Below are 18,133 nucleotides of genomic sequence, written 5' to 3' on the forward strand. Positions count from 1 at the left end.
ATGATAGAAGGCGTGGAAGTGACAATCCTCCAAAGTATTCACCACTTTTTCAATCGTAAAGACGAGATGGTCTTGTGGCAAGAAAGAACTGATTTCTAGTGGTAAAGTTGTTTGATTTGTGTTATAGTGAATATGCATGGGATAGCCTTTCTAAATGGTTTATTGTGCAATTCTATTTTACCAAGACTATCGCAACCATGCAAAAAAGCAACGGATTTGCCGTTGCTTTTTTTGGAGATAAGGGACTATTGTCCCAGGCTCTTTTTTGTTTATCTTTGCTGGGAGGAAGAGTTGTTTGTCCCAGCTCTGCTATTTGTATTATTTTCTGCTCCACTAGTAGAACTTGACTGAGTAGTCGAAGATTGAGGAGTAGATGTGCTAGAATTTGCATCAGAAGAAGGTGCTGAAGAACTACTTTCGGACGATGTAGAAGAAGTCCAATACTGATTTGTATTATGAGTATTTGCCCCACTTAGGAACACGTAAGAACCACTTCGATAAAGTCCACTTGGCATTTCAAAGTCTTCATTACCATTTGATTCTAGATAACTCATCATTGCTTTGTATACGCTAGAAGCAACCTTCACTCCGTCATCAAGAACTGGTGTTAGGCGATTAGAGTAACCTGTCCAAACAGCCATTGAGTAGTTTGGTGTATAACCTACAATCAACTCGTCAGGAGTGACAATACTAGAGCTATAAGGACTCTTTGTGAGTTGTGAAAGTTCACTATCTGCATAGTTTGATGTACCGGTTTTAACCGCTTGGTAAATTCCAGAGATGTAAGCATCTGTCCCTGTACCCTGGGTAATAACTGTTTTAAGCATATCAGTCATCATGTAGGCAGTCGTTTCTTTCATGGCACGGCTACCCTTGCTACCAAACTCTTTTGAAGTGCCATCGCTAAAGACAACACGGTTTACGTAAGAAGGTTTATGATAGGTTCCTCCATTGGCAAAGGCAGCATAGGCAGTTGCCATTTTTTCACTGCTAGCTCCATATTGCTTGCTAGATTCAGTTGTATTACTTGAAATAGCATTTGCATAAACCATTTCAGGATAGTTAATCCCAAGTCCATTAAGGAATTTAAGAGAATCTTTGAGCCCGACGGCCTCTAGAGTCCGAACTGCAGGAGTGTTCCGAGATTGAGCAAGCGCATATTGAATAGTGATATTACCAAAGTAACGCATGTCCCAGTTATAGACAGGGGTTGAAGTACCTGGATAGTAATAAGGTGAGTCACTTACCATAGCAGCAGTAGAGGTATAAATTTCATTTTCTATTGCTGGTGCATAATCTGTGATTGGCTTCATAGTAGAACCCCAATCGCGGTTGGTTTCAACAGCTTGGTTAGTACCAAAGGATACATTCGAAGATTGATTTCGACCACCGAGTTGGGCAATAACCTTACCAGTCTTAACATCAACAACAGTTGATGCAACTTGTAGTTCACTGTCTGGGTAGTAGACATAACTATCTGTATTATAAATTTCCCAGAGTTGTTTTTGCGCTTCGGTATTTACATTTGTATAAACTTCCATACCTGTAGTCAAAAGGTTGTAACCTGTCTCGGTTTGGACTTGCTCAATGACCTGTTTGAGATAATTATCCATATAGGCTGGATAACTAGCAGAGCTCTTGAGAGATTGCAGGCCGTCCGTTACAGGAGTGTTGATAGACTGCTCATACTGTTGAGCGGTGAGGTATTTCATTTTGTACATCTCGTTTAAAACGAGATTACGGCGCTTAGTGGCAGCTTCTGGCTGGGTGTAAGGGTCGTATTGGTTAGGAGCTTGAGGCATACCTGCTAACAAGGCTAACTGCGGAATTGTTAAATCATTTAAGTTTTTGCCATAGTAACTTTGAGCAGCCGTTTGCATTCCATAGTTTCCGTTAGACATGTAAACTTTATTGATGTAATAAGTTAAAATTTCCTGCTTGGTCGCTTTGCGTTCCAATTTAGTTGCTAGAATAGCCTCTTGAATTTTCCGTGACAAGGTCTGGTCAGACGAGGAAGTTGAAAAATAAGTCAATTTAATCAACTGTTGGGTCAGAGTAGACCCTCCTTGTTTCCCAGAACGCACCAGATTGTTCAAAAATGCTCCAGCAATCCGAATTGTATCAACCCCACGGTGATCAAAGAAACGGTGATCTTCAATCGCGACAATGGCATGAACCAAATCAACCGGAATATCACCAGCTGTTGCATTGACTCGCTTTTCAGATCCCAAATCAGCGATTAAATTATTCTGGCTATCATAGATTTTACTGGATGTTGTTGCAACCAGCTTATCTTCTGAAAGTTTGGGTGTTTTGGCTGAATAGTAGAGAAATAAACTACCACCGATAGCCACTGCCAAAAGGAATAGAGTAATAAGTCCAATAGCTGCTAGTTTTAAGGCAGTCAGCATATTTTTTTTAGTCATAAAATACCACCTAGTAAATGTTTTTCAATCAATTCGAGATAAGGAACGCTGGGCAGGTTATGTGGTTCTATAAGATACCCATGCGTTTTAATGTAATCTAAAGGCATCGATTTGCCCCCCTGATCCATTTGATAAAAGTCAATCAGATACGGAGCAGGAAGTAAGTAAGTTTCGCTCAAAGAGGCAAAATGCAGAAGTACAAAACAAATTCCCTTTTGCTCAACGACCTGCTGCATATGTTCAATCTGATGAGCATGGAAATTTTTCATAGGCATAGATCGTTTTTGTCGTGTTTCCTTGGCTTCAAAGTCAATATAGTGTCCCTTGTAGACACCAGAATAGTCTGTTGTTGAAGCTTGACGAAAGTAAGCTTCAACAATTTTGGCTCGACTTCGTTGTGGATAATCAACTTTAACAATCTGAATGGGTGTCGGCTTTTTATGAATGACCGCAAGCCCCTTGCTCAAATAATAGTTATTGGTTTCGTTGATCATCTTTTCAAAAGACATACCGCGATTGGCGAAATTGATCACCTGTTCTTTAGGTCGCATTTTTAACTTTTTAGAGACGATCTTGTGGGGATAGTTGACCATGAGCCTCCTTCTTGATACAATAACATCACTCTATTATACCATAAAATAAAGAGAAAGGGGGATTTTATGGCTAGTGTCTTGGTAACAGGTTATCGTGCCTCTGATTTAGGTATACATAATGACAAAGATATTCGAGTAAAAATTATCAAAACTGCCATTAAACGGGATTTGCTTCACTTTTTAGAAGAGGGAGTAGATTGGCTTGTTTTTACGGGAAATTTAGGCTTTGAATTTTGGGTACTTGAAGTCGCAAAGAAATTACAGAAAGATTATCCTTTTCAAATGGCAACCATCTTTCCGTTTGAAAATCATGGAGAACGTTGGAATGAAGCGAATCAGTTGAAACTTGTCGCTTTTAAACAAGTAGATTTTACCAAGTATGCTTTTCCTCGTTATGAAAATCCCAGTCAATTCCGTGAATACAATCAGTTTCTTATTGACAACACAGATGCAGCTTATCTTTTTTACGATGAAGCAAACGAAACGAATTTGAAATATTTCTACGATTTAGCACGCAAGCAAGAGAATTATCCTATCAAAAGATTACACTTTGATGACTTAAATGAAATTGTAGAAACTTTTTACGAAAATTGATGGGTTTACCTTGATTTTTGTTTGTTGTTTTGTATATAATAGTTATGACAAACTAGATTGGAGAGAGAGATGGCAAGTATTATTTTCACACCAAAAGATATTTTTGATCAAGATTTTAAAGGTAGTGTTCGCGGCTATAGTAAACAAGAAGTAGATGGATTTTTGGATGATGTCATCAAAGATTATGAGACCTATGAGGCTCTTGTTAAGGAACTTCGTGAAGAGAATGCTCGTCTGAAAGAAAGTTTGAATGTTGCTGCTAACCGTGCCAGAGAAGAGGCTGTTTCTCCCAACCCAGCAGCTAATCGTGTGGAAGTACCACAGACAACAGGTAGCGTGACCAACTTTGATATTCTCCGTCGTCTGAATCGCTTGGAAAAAGAAGTATTTGGCAAGCAAATCATGGAAAATGATTCTACTTTTCAATAAAAACTAGCAGACAAGTGCAATTTTTGGATAATCGCATGGAAAGCATATTTTCATGAGGAAAGTCCATGCTAGCACTGGCTGTGATGCCAGTAGTGTTTGTGCTAGGCGAAACCATAAGCCTAGGGACGAGATTTCGTTACGGCGGTCGAAGGGGCTAAGTCTTTGATAAGTCCTAATAGACCTGAAAGTGCCACAGTGACGTAGTTTTTGTGGAAACGCAAAAAGTGGAACGCGGTAAACCCCTCAAGCTAGCAACCCAAACTTTGGTCGGGGCATGGAGTGCGTGGAAACGAACATAGCACTCTGACTGGAAACAGTAGACAGATGATTATCGAAGGAAGTAAGACCTAGTTGCTTCTGGAACAAAACATGGCTTATAGAAAATTGCATATAGGTTGGCTAGCGTATGCTAGCTTTTCTTTTGAGGGTACTAATGAAAGAAAATTTTAATTTAATAGCGACGGCAGCGGCTGGTTTGGAAGCAGTGGTCGGTCGAGAAATTAGAGATTTGGGCTTGGATTGTCAGGTTGAAAATGGGCGCGTGCGCTTTGTGGGCGATGTCAAGACCATTATTGAAACCAACTTATGGTTGCGCGCAGCAGACCGCATCAAGATTGTGGTTGGCACCTTTCTGGCTAAGACTTTTGAGGACTTATTTCAAGGAGTTTTTGCCCTTGACTGGGAAAATTATTTGCCGTTGGGTGCTAAGTTTCCCATTGCCAAGGCCAAGTGCGTCAAGTCGAAACTACACAATGAGCCCAGTGTTCAAGCCATTTCTAAAAAGGCCATTGTCAAAAAATTGCAGCGCCATTATGCGCGACCAGAAGGGGTGCCCTTGCAGGAAAATGGGGCAGAGTTTAAAATTGAAGTTTCTATCTTGAAGGATCAAGCGACGGTCATGATTGATACGACAGGATCTAGCCTCTTTAAGCGCGGTTATCGGACAGAAAAAGGTGGAGCACCGATTAAGGAAAATATGGCAGCGGCTATTTTGCTTCTATCCAACTGGTATCCAGATAAACCCTTGATTGACCCGACTTGTGGCTCAGGAACTTTCTGTATTGAGGCGGCCATGATTGGGCTTAATATAGCGCCGGGGCTGCAGCGCCACTTTTCTTTTGAAGAATGGAACTGGGTGGATAAGGAGCTTATCAAAACTTGTCGAGCAGCGGCTTATGCTCAGATGAAGCAAGAGCTAGAGCTTGATATTTCAGGCTCAGACCTTGATGCTCGGATGATTGAGATTGCTAAAAGCAATGCCGAAGCGGCAGGTGTAGCGCAGCAGATTAGCTTTAAGCAGATGCGCTTGCAGGACTTGCACACGGATAAAATCAACGGCGTCATCATCTCCAATCCACCTTACGGGGAGCGACTTTTGAATGATGAAGCTGTCACTAAGTTGTATCAAGAAATGGGGGCGACTTTTGCGCCGCTCAAAACTTGGAGCAAGTTTATTTTAACCAGTGATGAGGCTTTTGAGGAGAAATTTGGTCGTCAAGCCGATAAAAAACGGAAACTCTATAATGGAACCTTGAAGGTTGATTTGTATCAATATTTTGGCCAGCGAGTCAAACGTCAGTTAGATTAGAAAGGGAATTTCATGAGCAAGGCAGAACAATACAAGCAAGATGAGCAGTCGTTGGATTTTGAAAAGGCGACAGAGATGACAGTTGGTGAAGCAACACGCAAGAGCGAGGAAATTGCTGCGGGAGTTACAGAACAAGATTCTGCGCTTGAAAAGTATATTAAACAGCATCGTGCAGAAATTGAAGCTGGTAAGTTTGGTGCAAAGCAACAACCATCTAATCAATTAGCAGACTTTATCCAAGAACAGCGTCAAGAGGGAGACTTTGCACGTCAGACAAAAGAGACGGCTGAACAAGAAGAATTTGAAGTTCCTACAGAACCCGCCATGGCTGCGAGTGAGCAATCAGCTTCTCCAGCTAATGCAGATGATGCAGAGTCTGCCTCAGAGCCTAAGGCATTGATAGAGGCAGTCTTGGATGAAATTCCTGTAACGACGACACAGGAACCATCAACTGAAAGTCAAGTGAGGACAGCTCCTAGTCCTGTGGAAGAAAAAATTGAAGAATACGATTGGGCTGACGAAGAAAAGGATAGGAAAAGAAAACGCTATTTCCTTTATGGAGGGCTAGTTCTGGCAGCTGTCGTCCTGATTGGTGGTTCAATTATTGCTTACAATTTATCAAGTTCGCGTAGTAATTCAGGAAAAGTGACGGTATCAAGCAGTTCGAGCAGTAAAATATCAACTTCTTCCTCTTCTAGTTCTTCAACTGCTAGTCAAGAAAAGGCTTTTACAGACCTCTACAACACTTTCTTTACTGACGATCAGCATACCAGCTTAAAAAATAGTAGCTTTGGAGAATTGGACAAGCTCAAAGCACTTCTTGATAAACTAAGTGGTACAGCCAAATATGACACCTATAAGAAACAATATGATGATTTGGTCAAGCAAATAACGGCTATTCAGTCTGTCAATGCTCAATTTAAAACAGCAGCGATTACTGACGGTAATTTAGATAGTAATGCTCAGGTTAAGAGTGATGCTAAGTTTTCTGATACAACAACTGGTAATAATAAGTTAGATCAGCTGCTCAGCTCTGCTATCAGTCAAGGTCGTAGTCAGCTAGCGCCTGCCCCTGCACCACAAACAGGAGGAGTAGATACAAATGCTGCCAGTGCACCAGCTGCGACAGCTCCAGCTACATCAAATTCTACGGTTAATGGTGTGACCTTGCAGCGTAATCTCAGCCGTGTACCTTACAATCAGGCAGCACTTGATGATGTGAATAATCCAGCTTGGAACTTCAATCCAGGTGTTTTGGAAAATATTTTGAATATTTCGCGCCAGCGTGGGTACTTCACAGGAGATAACTATATTTTAGAACGTGTTAATATTATTAATGGCAATGGTTACTATAATCTTTTCAGATCAGACGGTACTTATCTTTTCAGTATTAACTGTAAGACAGGTTATTTCGTTGGGAATGGTAAAGGTTACGCAGAAGATTTAGATTACTAAATAAAAAGGCCTCGGTTTAACCGAGGCTTTGTATTTTATACAATATGGCGCTCAAAGGCATCATCGGAAATACCTTGTGAGAGGATAAGTTTTGCCCATTCCTTAGCAGAAAAGAGGCTGTGATCCTTATAATTTCCGCAAGATTCAATCGTAGTTCCCGGCACCTCTTCCCAGGTGGTGCTCTCAGCGATTTCTTCCAAGCAAGATTTAATGACTTGGGCAATCTCTGTCGGGCTGTGTTGTCCCCACATAATCATGTGAAAACCAGTGCGGCAGCCAAAGGGCGAGCAGTCAATCAAACCGTCGATGCGCTGTCTAATGAGCATGGCAAGCAGGTGCTCAATCGTATGTAGACCAGCCGTGGGAATGGAGTCTTCATTGGGCTGCACCAAGCGAATATCATAGTTGGAAATGATGTCGCCTTTAGGCCCAGTCTCCTCGCCAATCAAGCGGATATAGGGCGCTTTGACAATAGTGTGGTCTAGTTCAAAACTTTCAACAATAACTTCTTTGGTCATGGTTTCTTTTTCCTTTTTATAAAAATTTTCTAAACCTATTGTAGCATAAAGATGAGAGAATTTTGAGCGGAAAACGCTTGCGATTTTCAAGAAATTAATTTGTGAATTTTTTGTTTTTGTGTTAAAATAATAAGGAATTGTTAAATTCAGATTAAACACATAAAGAGGTAAAAATATGGAGCCATTTTTAGCTACTATTTTTGCCGGTATCGTGGGTTTAGGTATTGGGTATGTGAGTATCTCAGTCAAGATGAAATCATCTCAAGAGGCTGCAGAGCTGACACTCTTAAATGCTGAACAAGAAGCAACCAATTTACGCGGACAAGCAGAGCGCGAGGCAGACTTGATTGTCAAGGAAGCTAAGCACGAGAGCAAGTCGCTTAAAAAAGAAGCACTTTTGGAGGCAAAAGAAGAAGCCAGAAAATATCGAGAAGAAGTGGAGGCTGAGTTTAAATCAGAACGTCAGGAACTTAAGCAGATTGAAAGTCGTTTGACAGAACGGGCTACAAGTCTTGATCGTAAAGATGACAACCTCACCAATAAAGAAAAAACACTCGATCAGAAAGAACAAAGTCTTTCTGACAAAACTAAACACATTGATGCTCGGGAAAAAGAGTTAGTTACTTTAGAGCAGAAAAAAGAAGAAGAACTAGAGCGAGTTGCTTCCCTTTCACAGACGGAAGCACGTGAGATCATTCTCAATAAAACCGAGGATGATTTATCAAAAGAAATCGCTACCCGCATCAAGGAAGCGGAGCAAAATATCAAGGAACGCTCAGATAAGCTTGCTAAGGATATTTTGTCACAGGCCATGCAGCGTATAGCTGGAGAGTTCGTTGCAGATCAGACTAACTCTACCGTCCATCTGCCAGATGACAGCATGAAGGGACGGATTATCGGACGTGAGGGTCGTAATATTCGAACTTTTGAAAGTTTGACAGGGATTGATGTAATTATTGATGATACACCAGATGTTGTCACTCTTTCTGGTTTTGACCCTGTTCGTCGGGAAATTGCCCACATGACCATGGATGCGCTGTTGAAGGACGGTCGTATTCATCCGGCACGGATTGAGGAATTGGTTGAAAAGAACCGTCAAGAAATGGATAATCGCATTCGTGAGTACGGTGAAGCTGCCGCTTATGAAATCGGTGCACCTAACCTTCATCCAGATTTGATGAAGATTATGGGTCGTTTGCAGTTTCGGACAAGTTATGGACAAAATGTTTTGCGGCATTCGATTGAAGTTGCGAAACTCTCTGGGATTATTGCTAGCGAACTGGGTGAAAATGCTGCCCTTGCTCGCAGAGCAGGTTTCCTTCATGACATTGGAAAAGCCATTGACCGTGAAGTAGAAGGTAGCCACGTTGAAATTGGGACAGAGCTTGCACGTAAGTACAAGGAGCACCCAATTGTCATTAATACAATCGCTAGCCACCACGGAGATGTGGAACCTGAAAGTGTCATCGCGGTTATTGTTGCAGCGGCAGATGCTTTAAGTGCAGCTCGTCCAGGGGCACGGAGCGAATCGCTTGAAAATTACATTAAGCGTCTACAAGATTTGGAAGAAATTGCCAATAGCTTTGATGGGGTTAAAAATAGCTTTGCACTTCAAGCTGGACGCGAGATTCGGATTATGGTCAATCCTGGTCAAATCAAGGATGATAAGGTTACCGTTTTGGCACATAAAGTTCGAGAAAAAATCGAAGCAAATTTGGAATATCCAGGTAACATTAAAGTTACTGTTATTCGTGAACTGCGGGCAGTTGATTATGCTAAATAAAAAGGGAGCTGGCATGCCAGCTCTTTTTGTGCATATTTGAAAAGCGCAATATCCACTGTTATGTCAACCGCTGCGGTGGGCGGGACGCTCGGAGGCATGCCTTCTGAAATCGGAGAATATTTTTTACGTTTTGAAAAAGTCATGAAGCCCAGCGAATTAGAACGAGAAAATTTGCAATTCTATTTGCAATGCTTGAAAAATAGGCAGTTTTTTGTTACACTAGATAAAAGACTATGAAGGAGACAAAATGACGGAACGAGGCTTGTTAATCGTTTTTTCCGGCCCCTCAGGTGTAGGCAAGGGAACAGTTCGACGTGAAATTTTTGAAAGCTCTGATAATCAGTTTCAATATTCGGTATCGATGACGACACGTCCCCAGCGTCCTGGCGAAGTGGACGGCGTGGATTATTTCTTCCGCACACGCGAGGAGTTCGAGGAGTTGATTCGTCAAGGTCAGATGTTGGAATATGCCGAGTATGTCGGGAATTACTACGGAACGCCCCTGACTTATGTCAATGAGACGCTGGATAAAGGCGTCGATGTCTTTCTTGAAATCGAGGTTCAAGGAGCTCTGCAAGTCAAGAAAAAGGTTCCAGATGCGGTCTTTATTTTTTTGACACCACCAGATTTGGAGGAATTGCAAGACCGACTGGTTGGTCGGGGAACCGATAGCGCCGAAATCATTGCCCAGCGGATCGAAAAGGCAAAAGAAGAAATTGCTCTCATGCGCGAGTATGACTATGCTATCGTCAATGACCAAGTACCTCTAGCTGCCGAGCGGGTCAAACGCGTCATCGAGGCAGAACATTTTCGGGTGGAGCGAGTCATCGGTCATTACCAAGATATGTTGGCAGTCCATAGCTCTGTAAGATAAGAAATTAGAAATTAGGTAGAAAAATTATGATGTTAAAACCGTCTATCGACACCTTACTAGATAAGGTGCCGTCAAAGTATTCACTGGTTATTCTGGAAGCCAAGCGCGCCCATGAGTTGGAGTCAGGTGCAAAACCAACGCAAGAATTCAAATCTGTAAAATCAACTCTCCGTGCCTTGGAAGAAATTGAGACCGGCAATGTTGTGATTCACCCAGACCCAGAAGGAAAACGCGAAGCAATTCGCAGACGAGCCGAGGAAGAGCGCCTTCGTAAGGAAGAAGAAGAGCGTAAGATTAAAGAGCAAATTGCTAAAGAAAACGAAGAAGGTGAGAAAATTTAAGGTTGGGGTGACTCAATCTTATTTTTTCTCTTGTATGGAAAACTAGAAAAAGAGGGGGGGAACAGATGCAAGTTGCAAAAGTGATTGTTGACCTGCCTTTGATGCAAACAGATAAGCCTTACAGCTACGCTATTCCAACGGAATTTTCGGATTTGCTGCAAGTAGGCATGCGGGTGCATGTGCCTTTTGGCAAGGGCAATCGTCTTATTCAGGGCTTAGTCTTGGACATTCTGGAGGAAGAAGCGTCTGATCTGAAGGAAATTGTTGAGGTTTTGGACTTCAGCCCGGTGCTAAATACCGAGCAACTGTGGCTGGCAAATGAGCTGCGTAGGAGTGTTTTTTCTTACAAAATTACTCTCTTGAAAGCCATGTTGCCTTCTTTTCTTAACTCTAGCTACGACAAAATTCTTTATCCGACCGAGCAACTTTCTGAGAAAGAGCGCGAGCAGATTTTTGCTGGACAAGATGCTGTGCATTTTTCTAGTCTGGACAAGGACAGCCAAGCGCGGGTCATGCGTTTGAGTCAAAAGGGAAAAATTCGGCTGGAGTATCAGGCAACCGACCAGAAGCACATCAAGACGGAGAAATGGTATAAAGTCAATCTAGACCGATTGCAAGCACTGGACATTCCCAAGCGGGCTAAGAGAAAGCAGGCTTTGCAAGACTATCTGCTGGAAAACTCGCAGGCTCAGCCTTTGGCGGCTTTGCGGCAAGAATTTTCGAGAGAAGTGATTGCCTATTTTATTGAGCACGAGGCGGTGTCGCTTTTTGAGCAGGAGGTTAATCGAGCGGCGGCTTATTTTGAAAAAGCTCGTTCTCAGCAGGGCCTGGTCTTAAATGCCGAACAGGAAGCGGCAGTGGCTGCTATCACGGCAAAAATCGGACAGGCTGATGCGAGTCCTGTCTTGCTGGAAGGCGTGACAGGGAGCGGCAAGACTGAAGTCTATCTGCAAGTGATTGAGCAGGTTTTGCAGCAGGGGAAAACAGCGATTATGCTGGTGCCAGAGATTTCTTTGACGCCGCAAGTGACGGAGCGTTTTATCGGGCGTTTCGGTGAGCAGGTCGCCATTCTTCATTCAGGCTTGTCACATGGTGAAAAGTACGACGAGTGGCGAAAAGTCGAACGCGGTCAAGCCCAAGTTGTGGTGGGGGCGCGGTCAGCTATTTTTGCTCCGCTCAAAAATATCGGAGCTATTATCATTGATGAAGAGCACGAGGCTTCCTATAAGCAGGATTCCAATCCGCGTTATCATGCGCGTGAGGTGGCGCTGCTGCGTGCTCGCTATAATCAGGCCGTTTTGGTTTTGGGCTCTGCAACGCCGAGCTTGGAAAGTCGTGCGCGTGCCAGCAAAGGCCTTTATCAGTTCTTGCAGTTGACCAAACGTGCCAATCCTTTGGCGCAAATTCCGCAGGTGGAAGTGATTGATTTTCGGGATTATATCGGTCAAAATGAAGCGTCTAACTACACGCCTGTTCTTCTTGAAGCCATTCAGGAGCGCTTGGATAGAAAAGAGCAGATTGTTCTCATGCTCAATCGGCGCGGTTATTCGAGCTTTGTCATGTGCCGTGAGTGCGGAACAGTGGACACCTGTCCAAATTGTGATATTTCGCTCACTCTTCATATGGATACCAAGTCGATGAATTGTCATTATTGCGGTTTCAGCAAGGCCATTCCGAGGGTTTGTCCTAATTGCTCCAGTCCCAGCATGCGCTACTACGGGACGGGAACGCAAAAGGCTTACGACGAGCTAGCCGAGCTCTTTCCCCAGGCGCGGATTTTGCGAATGGATGTGGATACGACCCGTAAAAAAGGCAGCCATGAAACAATTTTAGAGGCTTTCGGTCGTGGAGAAGCCGATATTCTCTTGGGAACGCAGATGATTGCCAAGGGCTTGGACTTTCCAAATGTCACCTTAGTCGGGGTTTTAAATGCCGATACGGCGCTCAATCTGCCTGATTTTCGTTCGTCTGAGCGGACTTTTCAGCTCTTGACCCAGGTGGCAGGTCGAGCAGGTCGAGCAGAAAAAGCAGGGCGGGTTTTGATACAGTCCTACAATCCGCACCATTATGCGATTGATTTTGCGCGCCAGCAGAACTATGAGGGTTTCTATGCTTATGAAATGGGCATTAGACGCATGTGGGGCTATCCACCTTATTACTTTACAGTAGGACTGACTCTTTCACATATGAGTGAAGAGCAGGTAGTGAGAAAAACCTATGAAGTGATGGAAATTCTGCGAAAAAATCTTAGTCAGCAGGTGCAGATCTTAGGCCCTACACCTAAAACAATCGCCCGAACTCACAATCTTTACCATTATCAGATCTTGCTTAAGTACAAGAAAGAGGCGGGGCTTGAAAAAGCGCTCAATCAAATTTTAGAATGGACGCAAGAAAGAGAAAACAAGGATTTGCGAGTGATTATTGATAACGAACCACAAAATGTGATGTAGAAAGAACAGTAAAATGATAAAACTAATTTTTATGGGGACGCCAGATTTTTCAGCTACGGTTTTAAAAGGACTGCTGGAAAGCAAGGATTATCAAATCCTAGCCGTTGTCACCCAGCCAGACCGAGCGGTCGGGCGCAAGAAAGAAATCAAAATGACGCCTGTCAAGGAAGTTGCTTTAGCACATAACTTGCCAGTCTACCAGCCAGAAAAATTGTCTCAAAGCCCAGAATTGCAAGAGTTGATGCAGTTGGGAGCAGACGGCATTGTGACCGCTGCTTTTGGACAATTTCTGCCGAGCAAGTTGCTGGATAGTATGGATTTTGCGATCAATGTGCATGCTTCGCTCCTGCCCAAGTATCGTGGCGGTGCGCCCATTCATTACGCTCTCATCAATGGCGACAAAGAAGCGGGCGTGACCATTATGGAAATGGTCAAGGAAATGGATGCGGGCGACATGATTGCTAGCCGGGCGCTTGCTATCACAGATGAGGATAATGTCGGCACTCTTTTTGAAAAATTAGCGGTGCTGGGTCGCGATTTGTTGCTGGAAAGTTTGCCAGCCTATCTGGCAGGAGAAATCAAGCCCGAGCCGCAAGACCCTAGTCAAGTCAGCTTTTCGCCTAACATTTCACCAGAGCAAGAAAAGATTGATTGGTCTAAAAGTGCACGCCAGATTTTCAACCAAATCCGTGGCATGTATCCGTGGCCGGTAGCGCATACCTACTTAAATGGGCAACGTTTCAAAATCTATGAGGCGACCTTAGCTCAAGGGCAGGGACAGCCCGGGCAAATCATTGCTCTAGGAAAGAAAGAGTTGTTGGTGGCAACAGGGCAGGGAGCCTTATCACTCAAGACGGTGCAGGCAGCCGGCAAGCCCAAAATGGCTATCGCTGATTTTCTCAACGGCTCAGGACGAACTTTGTCAGTAGGTGATTTCTTTGAAAGTTAAAACATCAACAGCCCGCAGCTTGGCTTTGGCAACGCTGCTTGAGGTATTTCAGGAGGGGGCTTACTCCAATCTCGCTTTGAATAAGCAGTTGGCTGCTTCTTCTTTAAGTCCAGCCGATAAACATTTGGCGACCGAGCTGGTCTACGGCACAGTCGCTCGGAAAATCACACTAGAGTGGCAGTTGGCACATTTTATTGAGGATCGTGAAAAAATGGATTCTTGGGTGTATGTCTTGCTGTTGCTTAGTCTCTATCAGTTGCTCTATTTGGATAAAATCCCAGATCATGCTGTGGTCAATGAAGCCGTTGACATCGCTAAGAAACGGTCTCAAACGGGAGCAGATCGTCTTGTAAATGCTGTTTTACGCCAGATTTTAAGAAATGGTTTAGTAAATTTTGATAGTATCAAGCGAAAGAATAAGCGATATTCGATCCAGTATTCTCTACCTGTTTGGCTAGTGAAGAAGATGATAGACGAGTTTGGCGAGGAGCGAGCAGTGGCTATTTTTGAGAGCTTATTTGTCCGCAACAAAGCCAGTCTTCGGGTGACGGATTTGAGCCGCAAGGAAGAAATCAAAAAAGAGCTGAAGGCAGAAAATTCGCTACTAGCACCATCAGCCTTGGTCAAGTCGGCTGGACATTTTGCTGGAACGAAACTTTTTGAGACTGGTGCCATCACAATCCAAGACGAGTCCAGCCAGTTAGTGGCACCAACCTTGAAGATTGAAGGGCAAGAACGAATTTTAGATGCTTGTGCGGCACCGGGCGGAAAAACTACTCATATCGCTAGTTATTTGACGACAGGCAAGGTCACAGCCCTTGATTTGTACGACCATAAGCTAGATTTGATTCGTAGCAATGCGGAACGTCTTCATGTGGCAGACAAGATAGAAACGAAAAAAATGGATGCGACGCAAGTTCACAAACATTTCCCAGCTAGTAGTTTTGATAAGATTTTAGTGGACGCGCCGTGCTCCGGTATCGGCCTGATTCGTCGGAAACCAGATATAAAATACAATAAAGAAAATGCAGATTTTGCATCTTTGCAGACAATTCAGCTAAAAATACTAGATAGCGTTTGTCAAACTCTTACTAAAGGTGGTATAATAACCTATAGCACTTGTACAATTTTCTCTGAAGAAAATTTTCAAGTAGTTGATAAATTTTTGGAAAGCCATCCAGATTTTGAGCAGGTATCGCTTATACACGAGAAAACAGAGATTATGAAAGAGGGCTGCTTACTAATCACACCAGAACAGTTTGGAACGGATGGCTTTTTCATCAGTCAATTTCGGAAAAAATAATCAAGAAATGTTAAGATAAGTACACTGAGAAAAGGAATGACTAAGCTCATAAAAGGACTTGACTTATCTTGCTACAGGAGGCAACTGAAACCTATATGAAGATTTCACTATTAACAGATGTTGGTCAAAAACGAACAAATAATCAAGATTATGCAAATTATTTCAAAAACCGCGCTGGTATGACAATGGTTCTTTTAGCAGACGGAATGGGTGGTCACCGAGCGGGAAATATTGCCAGCGAAATGGCAGTGACAGATCTTGGAGCTGCTTGGGTCAATACGGAGATTGACAGCATTAACGGTGTTCGTGAATGGTTTGCTGAATATTTGGAAGAGGAAAACCAAAAAATCCACGCCCAAGGACAGGGTGATGATTTTAAAGGTATGGGAACAACCCTCGAGGCTGTAGCCGTTGTCGGTAATCAAGCACTCTATGCCCATGTGGGTGATTCACGCATTGGTCTAGTAAGAGGAGATTGCTATACTCAATTAACGAGTGATCATTCGTTAGTTAATGCGCTTCTAAAAGCGGGACAAATCACGCCAGAGGAAGCTGCACGTCATCCTCAGCGCAATATTATTACCCAATCTATTGGACAAAAAGATGAGATTGAACCAGATTTTGGTCTGCTCAACTTAGAAGCTGGAGACTATTTAGTTATTAACAGTGACGGCCTGTCCAATATGGTTGCGCCAAGTGAAATTTATGACATTGTAACAAGTGATATTGAGTTAGCCGAAAAAGCGGCAACTTTGGTTCGTTTTGCCAACAATGCAGGTGGTTTAGATAATATCACAGTTGCTTTGTTGCAGATTGACGAGGAGGATCTAGCATGATTCAAGTCGGCAAAATTTTTGCCGGACGCTATAAGATTATTCAGCAAATTGGCCGTGGAGGAATGGCAGATGTCTACTTGGCCAAGGATCTGATTCTTGACAGCGAGGAAGTTGCGGTCAAGGTTCTGCGAACCAATTATCAGACAGATCCAATTGCGGTAGCTCGTTTTCAAAGAGAAGCGCGGGCTATGTCGGAGCTGAATCATCCACATATTGTTCGGATTACAGATATGGGAGAGGAAGACGGCCAGCAATATCTGGCTATGGAGTACGTATCAGGGCTTGACCTGAAACGCTACATCAAAGAAAATGCTCCTCTTTCTAATGAAGAAGCCGTTCGTTTGATGGGACAAATTCTTCTGGCTATGCGTTTAGCTCATATGCGCGGGATTGTCCATCGAGATTTAAAACCACAAAATGTCCTCTTGACAGCAGATGGTCAGGTAAAGGTGACGGATTTTGGGATTGCAGTGGCTTTTGCTGAGACTAGCTTGACCCAGACTAATTCAATGCTGGGAAGCGTTCACTATCTCTCACCAGAACAAGCTCGTGGTTCTAAGGCGACCGTGCAGAGTGATATCTATGCCATGGGGATTATCTTTTACGAAATGCTTACAGGACATATCCCTTACGATGGGGATAGCGCTGTAACGATTGCTCTTCAGCATTTCCAAAAGCCGCTACCATCAATTATTGCGGAGAATCCACAAGTACCACAAGCACTTGAAAATGTTGTCTTAAAAGCAACGGCAAAAAAACTAACAGATCGTTATAAGAATGTTGCAGAAATGTACACGGATCTGTCTAGCTGTCTTTCTTATGAACGTCGTAATGAACCTAAGTTAGTTTTTGAAGACAATGTGGATACCAAGACCTTGCCTAAGGTGCCACTTGCCCCTGTGCAGGCAGTCAGTAAACCAGCCCCAGCAGTTCAGCAGCCTGAGTTGGCACGGCAAGAACCAGAACATCCACGTGATGATTCGCAACCTCAGCCTACTAGTAAGCCTAAAAAGCGTCGTCGCTTGCGCGCCCGGTACAAGGTGATGATAGGGGCAGTTGTATTGGTGATTGCAGCCTTGGCAGCACTCTTTCTTACCAATCCTTCTAGTGCTACAGTACCAGATGTGGCAGGACAGACTTTAGCACAAGCACGTGAAACAATTGAAAGTAAGAATTTAATTGTGGGCGAAGTTGTTGAGGAAAATAGCGATTCAGTCGAATCAGGTAAGGTCATTCAGACGGATCCTAAAGCAGGTAGCCAGCGCAAAGAAGGAAGTAAGATTAATATTATCGTATCTAAAGGTCCTAAAACCTTTATCATTGATGACTATGTTGGGCAAAAATATACAAAAGCAGTAGACGACTTGAAACTCAATCATAAGGTATCTGAAAAATCGATTGTAATTGAAGAAGTTGAAACCTTTGAATATGATGAGGGAACGGTTATTACTCAGACACCGGCGGCAGGTTCAACCTACGATTTATCATCTGGTGATAAAATTACCTTTAAAGTAGCTAAACCGGCAGCTAATATCACGATGCCAGATTTTGGAAGTCTTCAATATACTTATGCAAATGCACGAAATATGTTGCTTGAAATGGGGGTCTCTGCTAGCAATATTGAACGTGTCGTTGACCGTTCGGTGACAGCTAGCCAGTCTGATTTGGTAACGTCACAGTCTCCGGCAGCAGGTCAATCCGTCAACTTGAAGAATGGGAAAATTACCCTTTATGTATCTGAAGCAAGCAAGACTTCCTCAAGCAGCTCCTCAAGTTCTTCCGGTTCACGGAGCAGCCGCAATTCTTCAGACGAAGAAACAAGTTCTTCAAGCAGTGACAGTACAAGCTCTTCGTCTCGTGCAGAAAATTAGATAACAGCCTGAATCTTTCTGATTCAGGTTTTTGCTTTTTACTTTACAGATAAAGTCTTATCTCAAACCTTAGACTGAGGTCTTTTTCTTAAAAATTTGGTAGAATAAAGATGAATATATTGG

The 18,133-nt window shown here is 43.2% G+C and carries 14 protein-coding genes, 1 other RNA gene and 1 pseudogene; 13 read left to right on the forward strand and 3 right to left on the reverse strand.

Translation table 11 applies throughout. The features are described from left to right. Positions 1 to 269: 269 nt before the first annotated feature. Positions 270 to 2,426, reverse strand: coding sequence for a penicillin-binding protein PBP1A (gene pbp1a, locus A3I3_RS0102130; RefSeq protein ID WP_018371088.1), 2,157 nt, complete (start codon positions 2,424 to 2,426; stop codon positions 270 to 272). Continuing rightward, positions 2,423 to 3,019, reverse strand: a complete 597-nt coding sequence (gene recU, locus A3I3_RS0102135) for a Holliday junction resolvase RecU (RefSeq protein WP_018371089.1) — start codon at positions 3,017 to 3,019, stop codon at positions 2,423 to 2,425. Before recU ends, pbp1a begins: the two co-directional genes overlap by 4 nt. 66 nt (positions 3,020 to 3,085) lie before the next feature. On the opposite strand from recU, the gene A3I3_RS0102140 reads away from it, so the two are divergent. The 5 genes from A3I3_RS0102140 (at position 3,086) to A3I3_RS0102155 (ending at position 7,085) form a co-directional block, all read left to right on the forward strand. Further along, positions 3,086 to 3,613, forward strand: a complete 528-nt coding sequence (locus A3I3_RS0102140) for an SLOG family protein (protein WP_018371090.1) — start codon at positions 3,086 to 3,088, stop codon at positions 3,611 to 3,613. 69 nt (positions 3,614 to 3,682) lie between these two features. Then, positions 3,683 to 4,042, forward strand: a complete 360-nt coding sequence (gene gpsB / locus A3I3_RS0102145; protein WP_018371091.1) for a cell division regulator GpsB — start codon at positions 3,683 to 3,685, stop codon at positions 4,040 to 4,042. Between the two features lie 19 nt (positions 4,043 to 4,061). Then, positions 4,062 to 4,424, forward strand: an RNA gene (gene rnpB / locus A3I3_RS10410) — RNase P RNA component class B. Positions 4,425 to 4,475: 51 nt separating this feature from the next. Continuing rightward, on the forward strand, positions 4,476 to 5,630 hold the full coding sequence (locus A3I3_RS0102150; protein ID WP_018371092.1) for a THUMP domain-containing class I SAM-dependent RNA methyltransferase: 1,155 nt from the start codon (positions 4,476 to 4,478) through the stop codon (positions 5,628 to 5,630). A 12-nt stretch (positions 5,631 to 5,642) separates the two neighbouring features. Further along, complete coding sequence (locus tag A3I3_RS0102155) at positions 5,643 to 7,085, forward strand: cell division site-positioning protein MapZ family protein (RefSeq protein ID WP_018371093.1); 1,443 nt, start codon at positions 5,643 to 5,645, stop codon at positions 7,083 to 7,085. Between the two features lie 35 nt (positions 7,086 to 7,120). On the opposite strand, the gene A3I3_RS0102160 is transcribed toward A3I3_RS0102155, so the two are convergent. Next, positions 7,121 to 7,603, reverse strand: coding sequence for an S-ribosylhomocysteine lyase (locus A3I3_RS0102160; protein WP_019231885.1), 483 nt, complete (start codon positions 7,601 to 7,603; stop codon positions 7,121 to 7,123). A 175-nt stretch (positions 7,604 to 7,778) separates the two neighbouring features. On the opposite strand from A3I3_RS0102160, the gene A3I3_RS0102165 reads away from it, so the two are divergent. The 8 genes and pseudogenes from A3I3_RS0102165 to pknB all read left to right on the forward strand — a co-directional run. Then, positions 7,779 to 9,386: a ribonuclease Y gene (locus tag A3I3_RS0102165; protein ID WP_018371095.1), complete on the forward strand. Its 1,608-nt coding sequence runs from the start codon at positions 7,779 to 7,781 to the stop codon at positions 9,384 to 9,386. Positions 9,387 to 9,633: 247 nt separating this feature from the next. Beyond that, complete coding sequence (gmk, locus tag A3I3_RS0102180) at positions 9,634 to 10,260, forward strand: guanylate kinase (RefSeq protein WP_018371098.1); 627 nt, start codon at positions 9,634 to 9,636, stop codon at positions 10,258 to 10,260. A 26-nt stretch (positions 10,261 to 10,286) separates the two neighbouring features. Continuing rightward, a complete protein-coding gene (gene rpoZ, locus A3I3_RS0102185) occupies positions 10,287 to 10,601 on the forward strand; it encodes a DNA-directed RNA polymerase subunit omega (RefSeq protein ID WP_019231883.1) in 315 nt (104 codons plus the stop codon). Between the two features lie 65 nt (positions 10,602 to 10,666). Further along, positions 10,667 to 13,051, forward strand: coding sequence for a primosomal protein N' (locus tag A3I3_RS0102190; RefSeq protein ID WP_018371100.1), 2,385 nt, complete (start codon positions 10,667 to 10,669; stop codon positions 13,049 to 13,051). A gap of 13 nt (positions 13,052 to 13,064) precedes the next feature. After that, positions 13,065 to 14,000: a methionyl-tRNA formyltransferase gene (gene fmt, locus A3I3_RS0102195; RefSeq protein WP_018371101.1), complete on the forward strand. Its 936-nt coding sequence runs from the start codon at positions 13,065 to 13,067 to the stop codon at positions 13,998 to 14,000. Further along, positions 13,990 to 15,303 carry a 16S rRNA (cytosine(967)-C(5))-methyltransferase RsmB gene (rsmB, locus tag A3I3_RS0102200; RefSeq protein WP_018371102.1) on the forward strand — a complete coding sequence of 438 codons (1,314 nt, stop codon included), beginning with the start codon at positions 13,990 to 13,992 and terminating at the stop codon, positions 15,301 to 15,303. The genes fmt and rsmB overlap by 11 nt, the downstream gene beginning before the upstream one ends. A 95-nt stretch (positions 15,304 to 15,398) precedes the next feature. Next, positions 15,399 to 16,139, forward strand: coding sequence for a Stp1/IreP family PP2C-type Ser/Thr phosphatase (locus tag A3I3_RS0102205; protein WP_018371103.1), 741 nt, complete (start codon positions 15,399 to 15,401; stop codon positions 16,137 to 16,139). Positions 16,140 to 16,201: 62 nt separating this feature from the next. After that, a pseudogene (pknB, locus tag A3I3_RS0102210) lies at positions 16,202 to 17,866 on the forward strand (Stk1 family PASTA domain-containing Ser/Thr kinase); the annotation flags it as partial. Between the last annotated feature and the right edge of the window lie 267 nt (positions 17,867 to 18,133).

This window comes from Streptococcus massiliensis DSM 18628, assembly GCF_000380065.1.
GTDB lineage: Bacteria > Bacillota > Bacilli > Lactobacillales > Streptococcaceae > Streptococcus > Streptococcus massiliensis.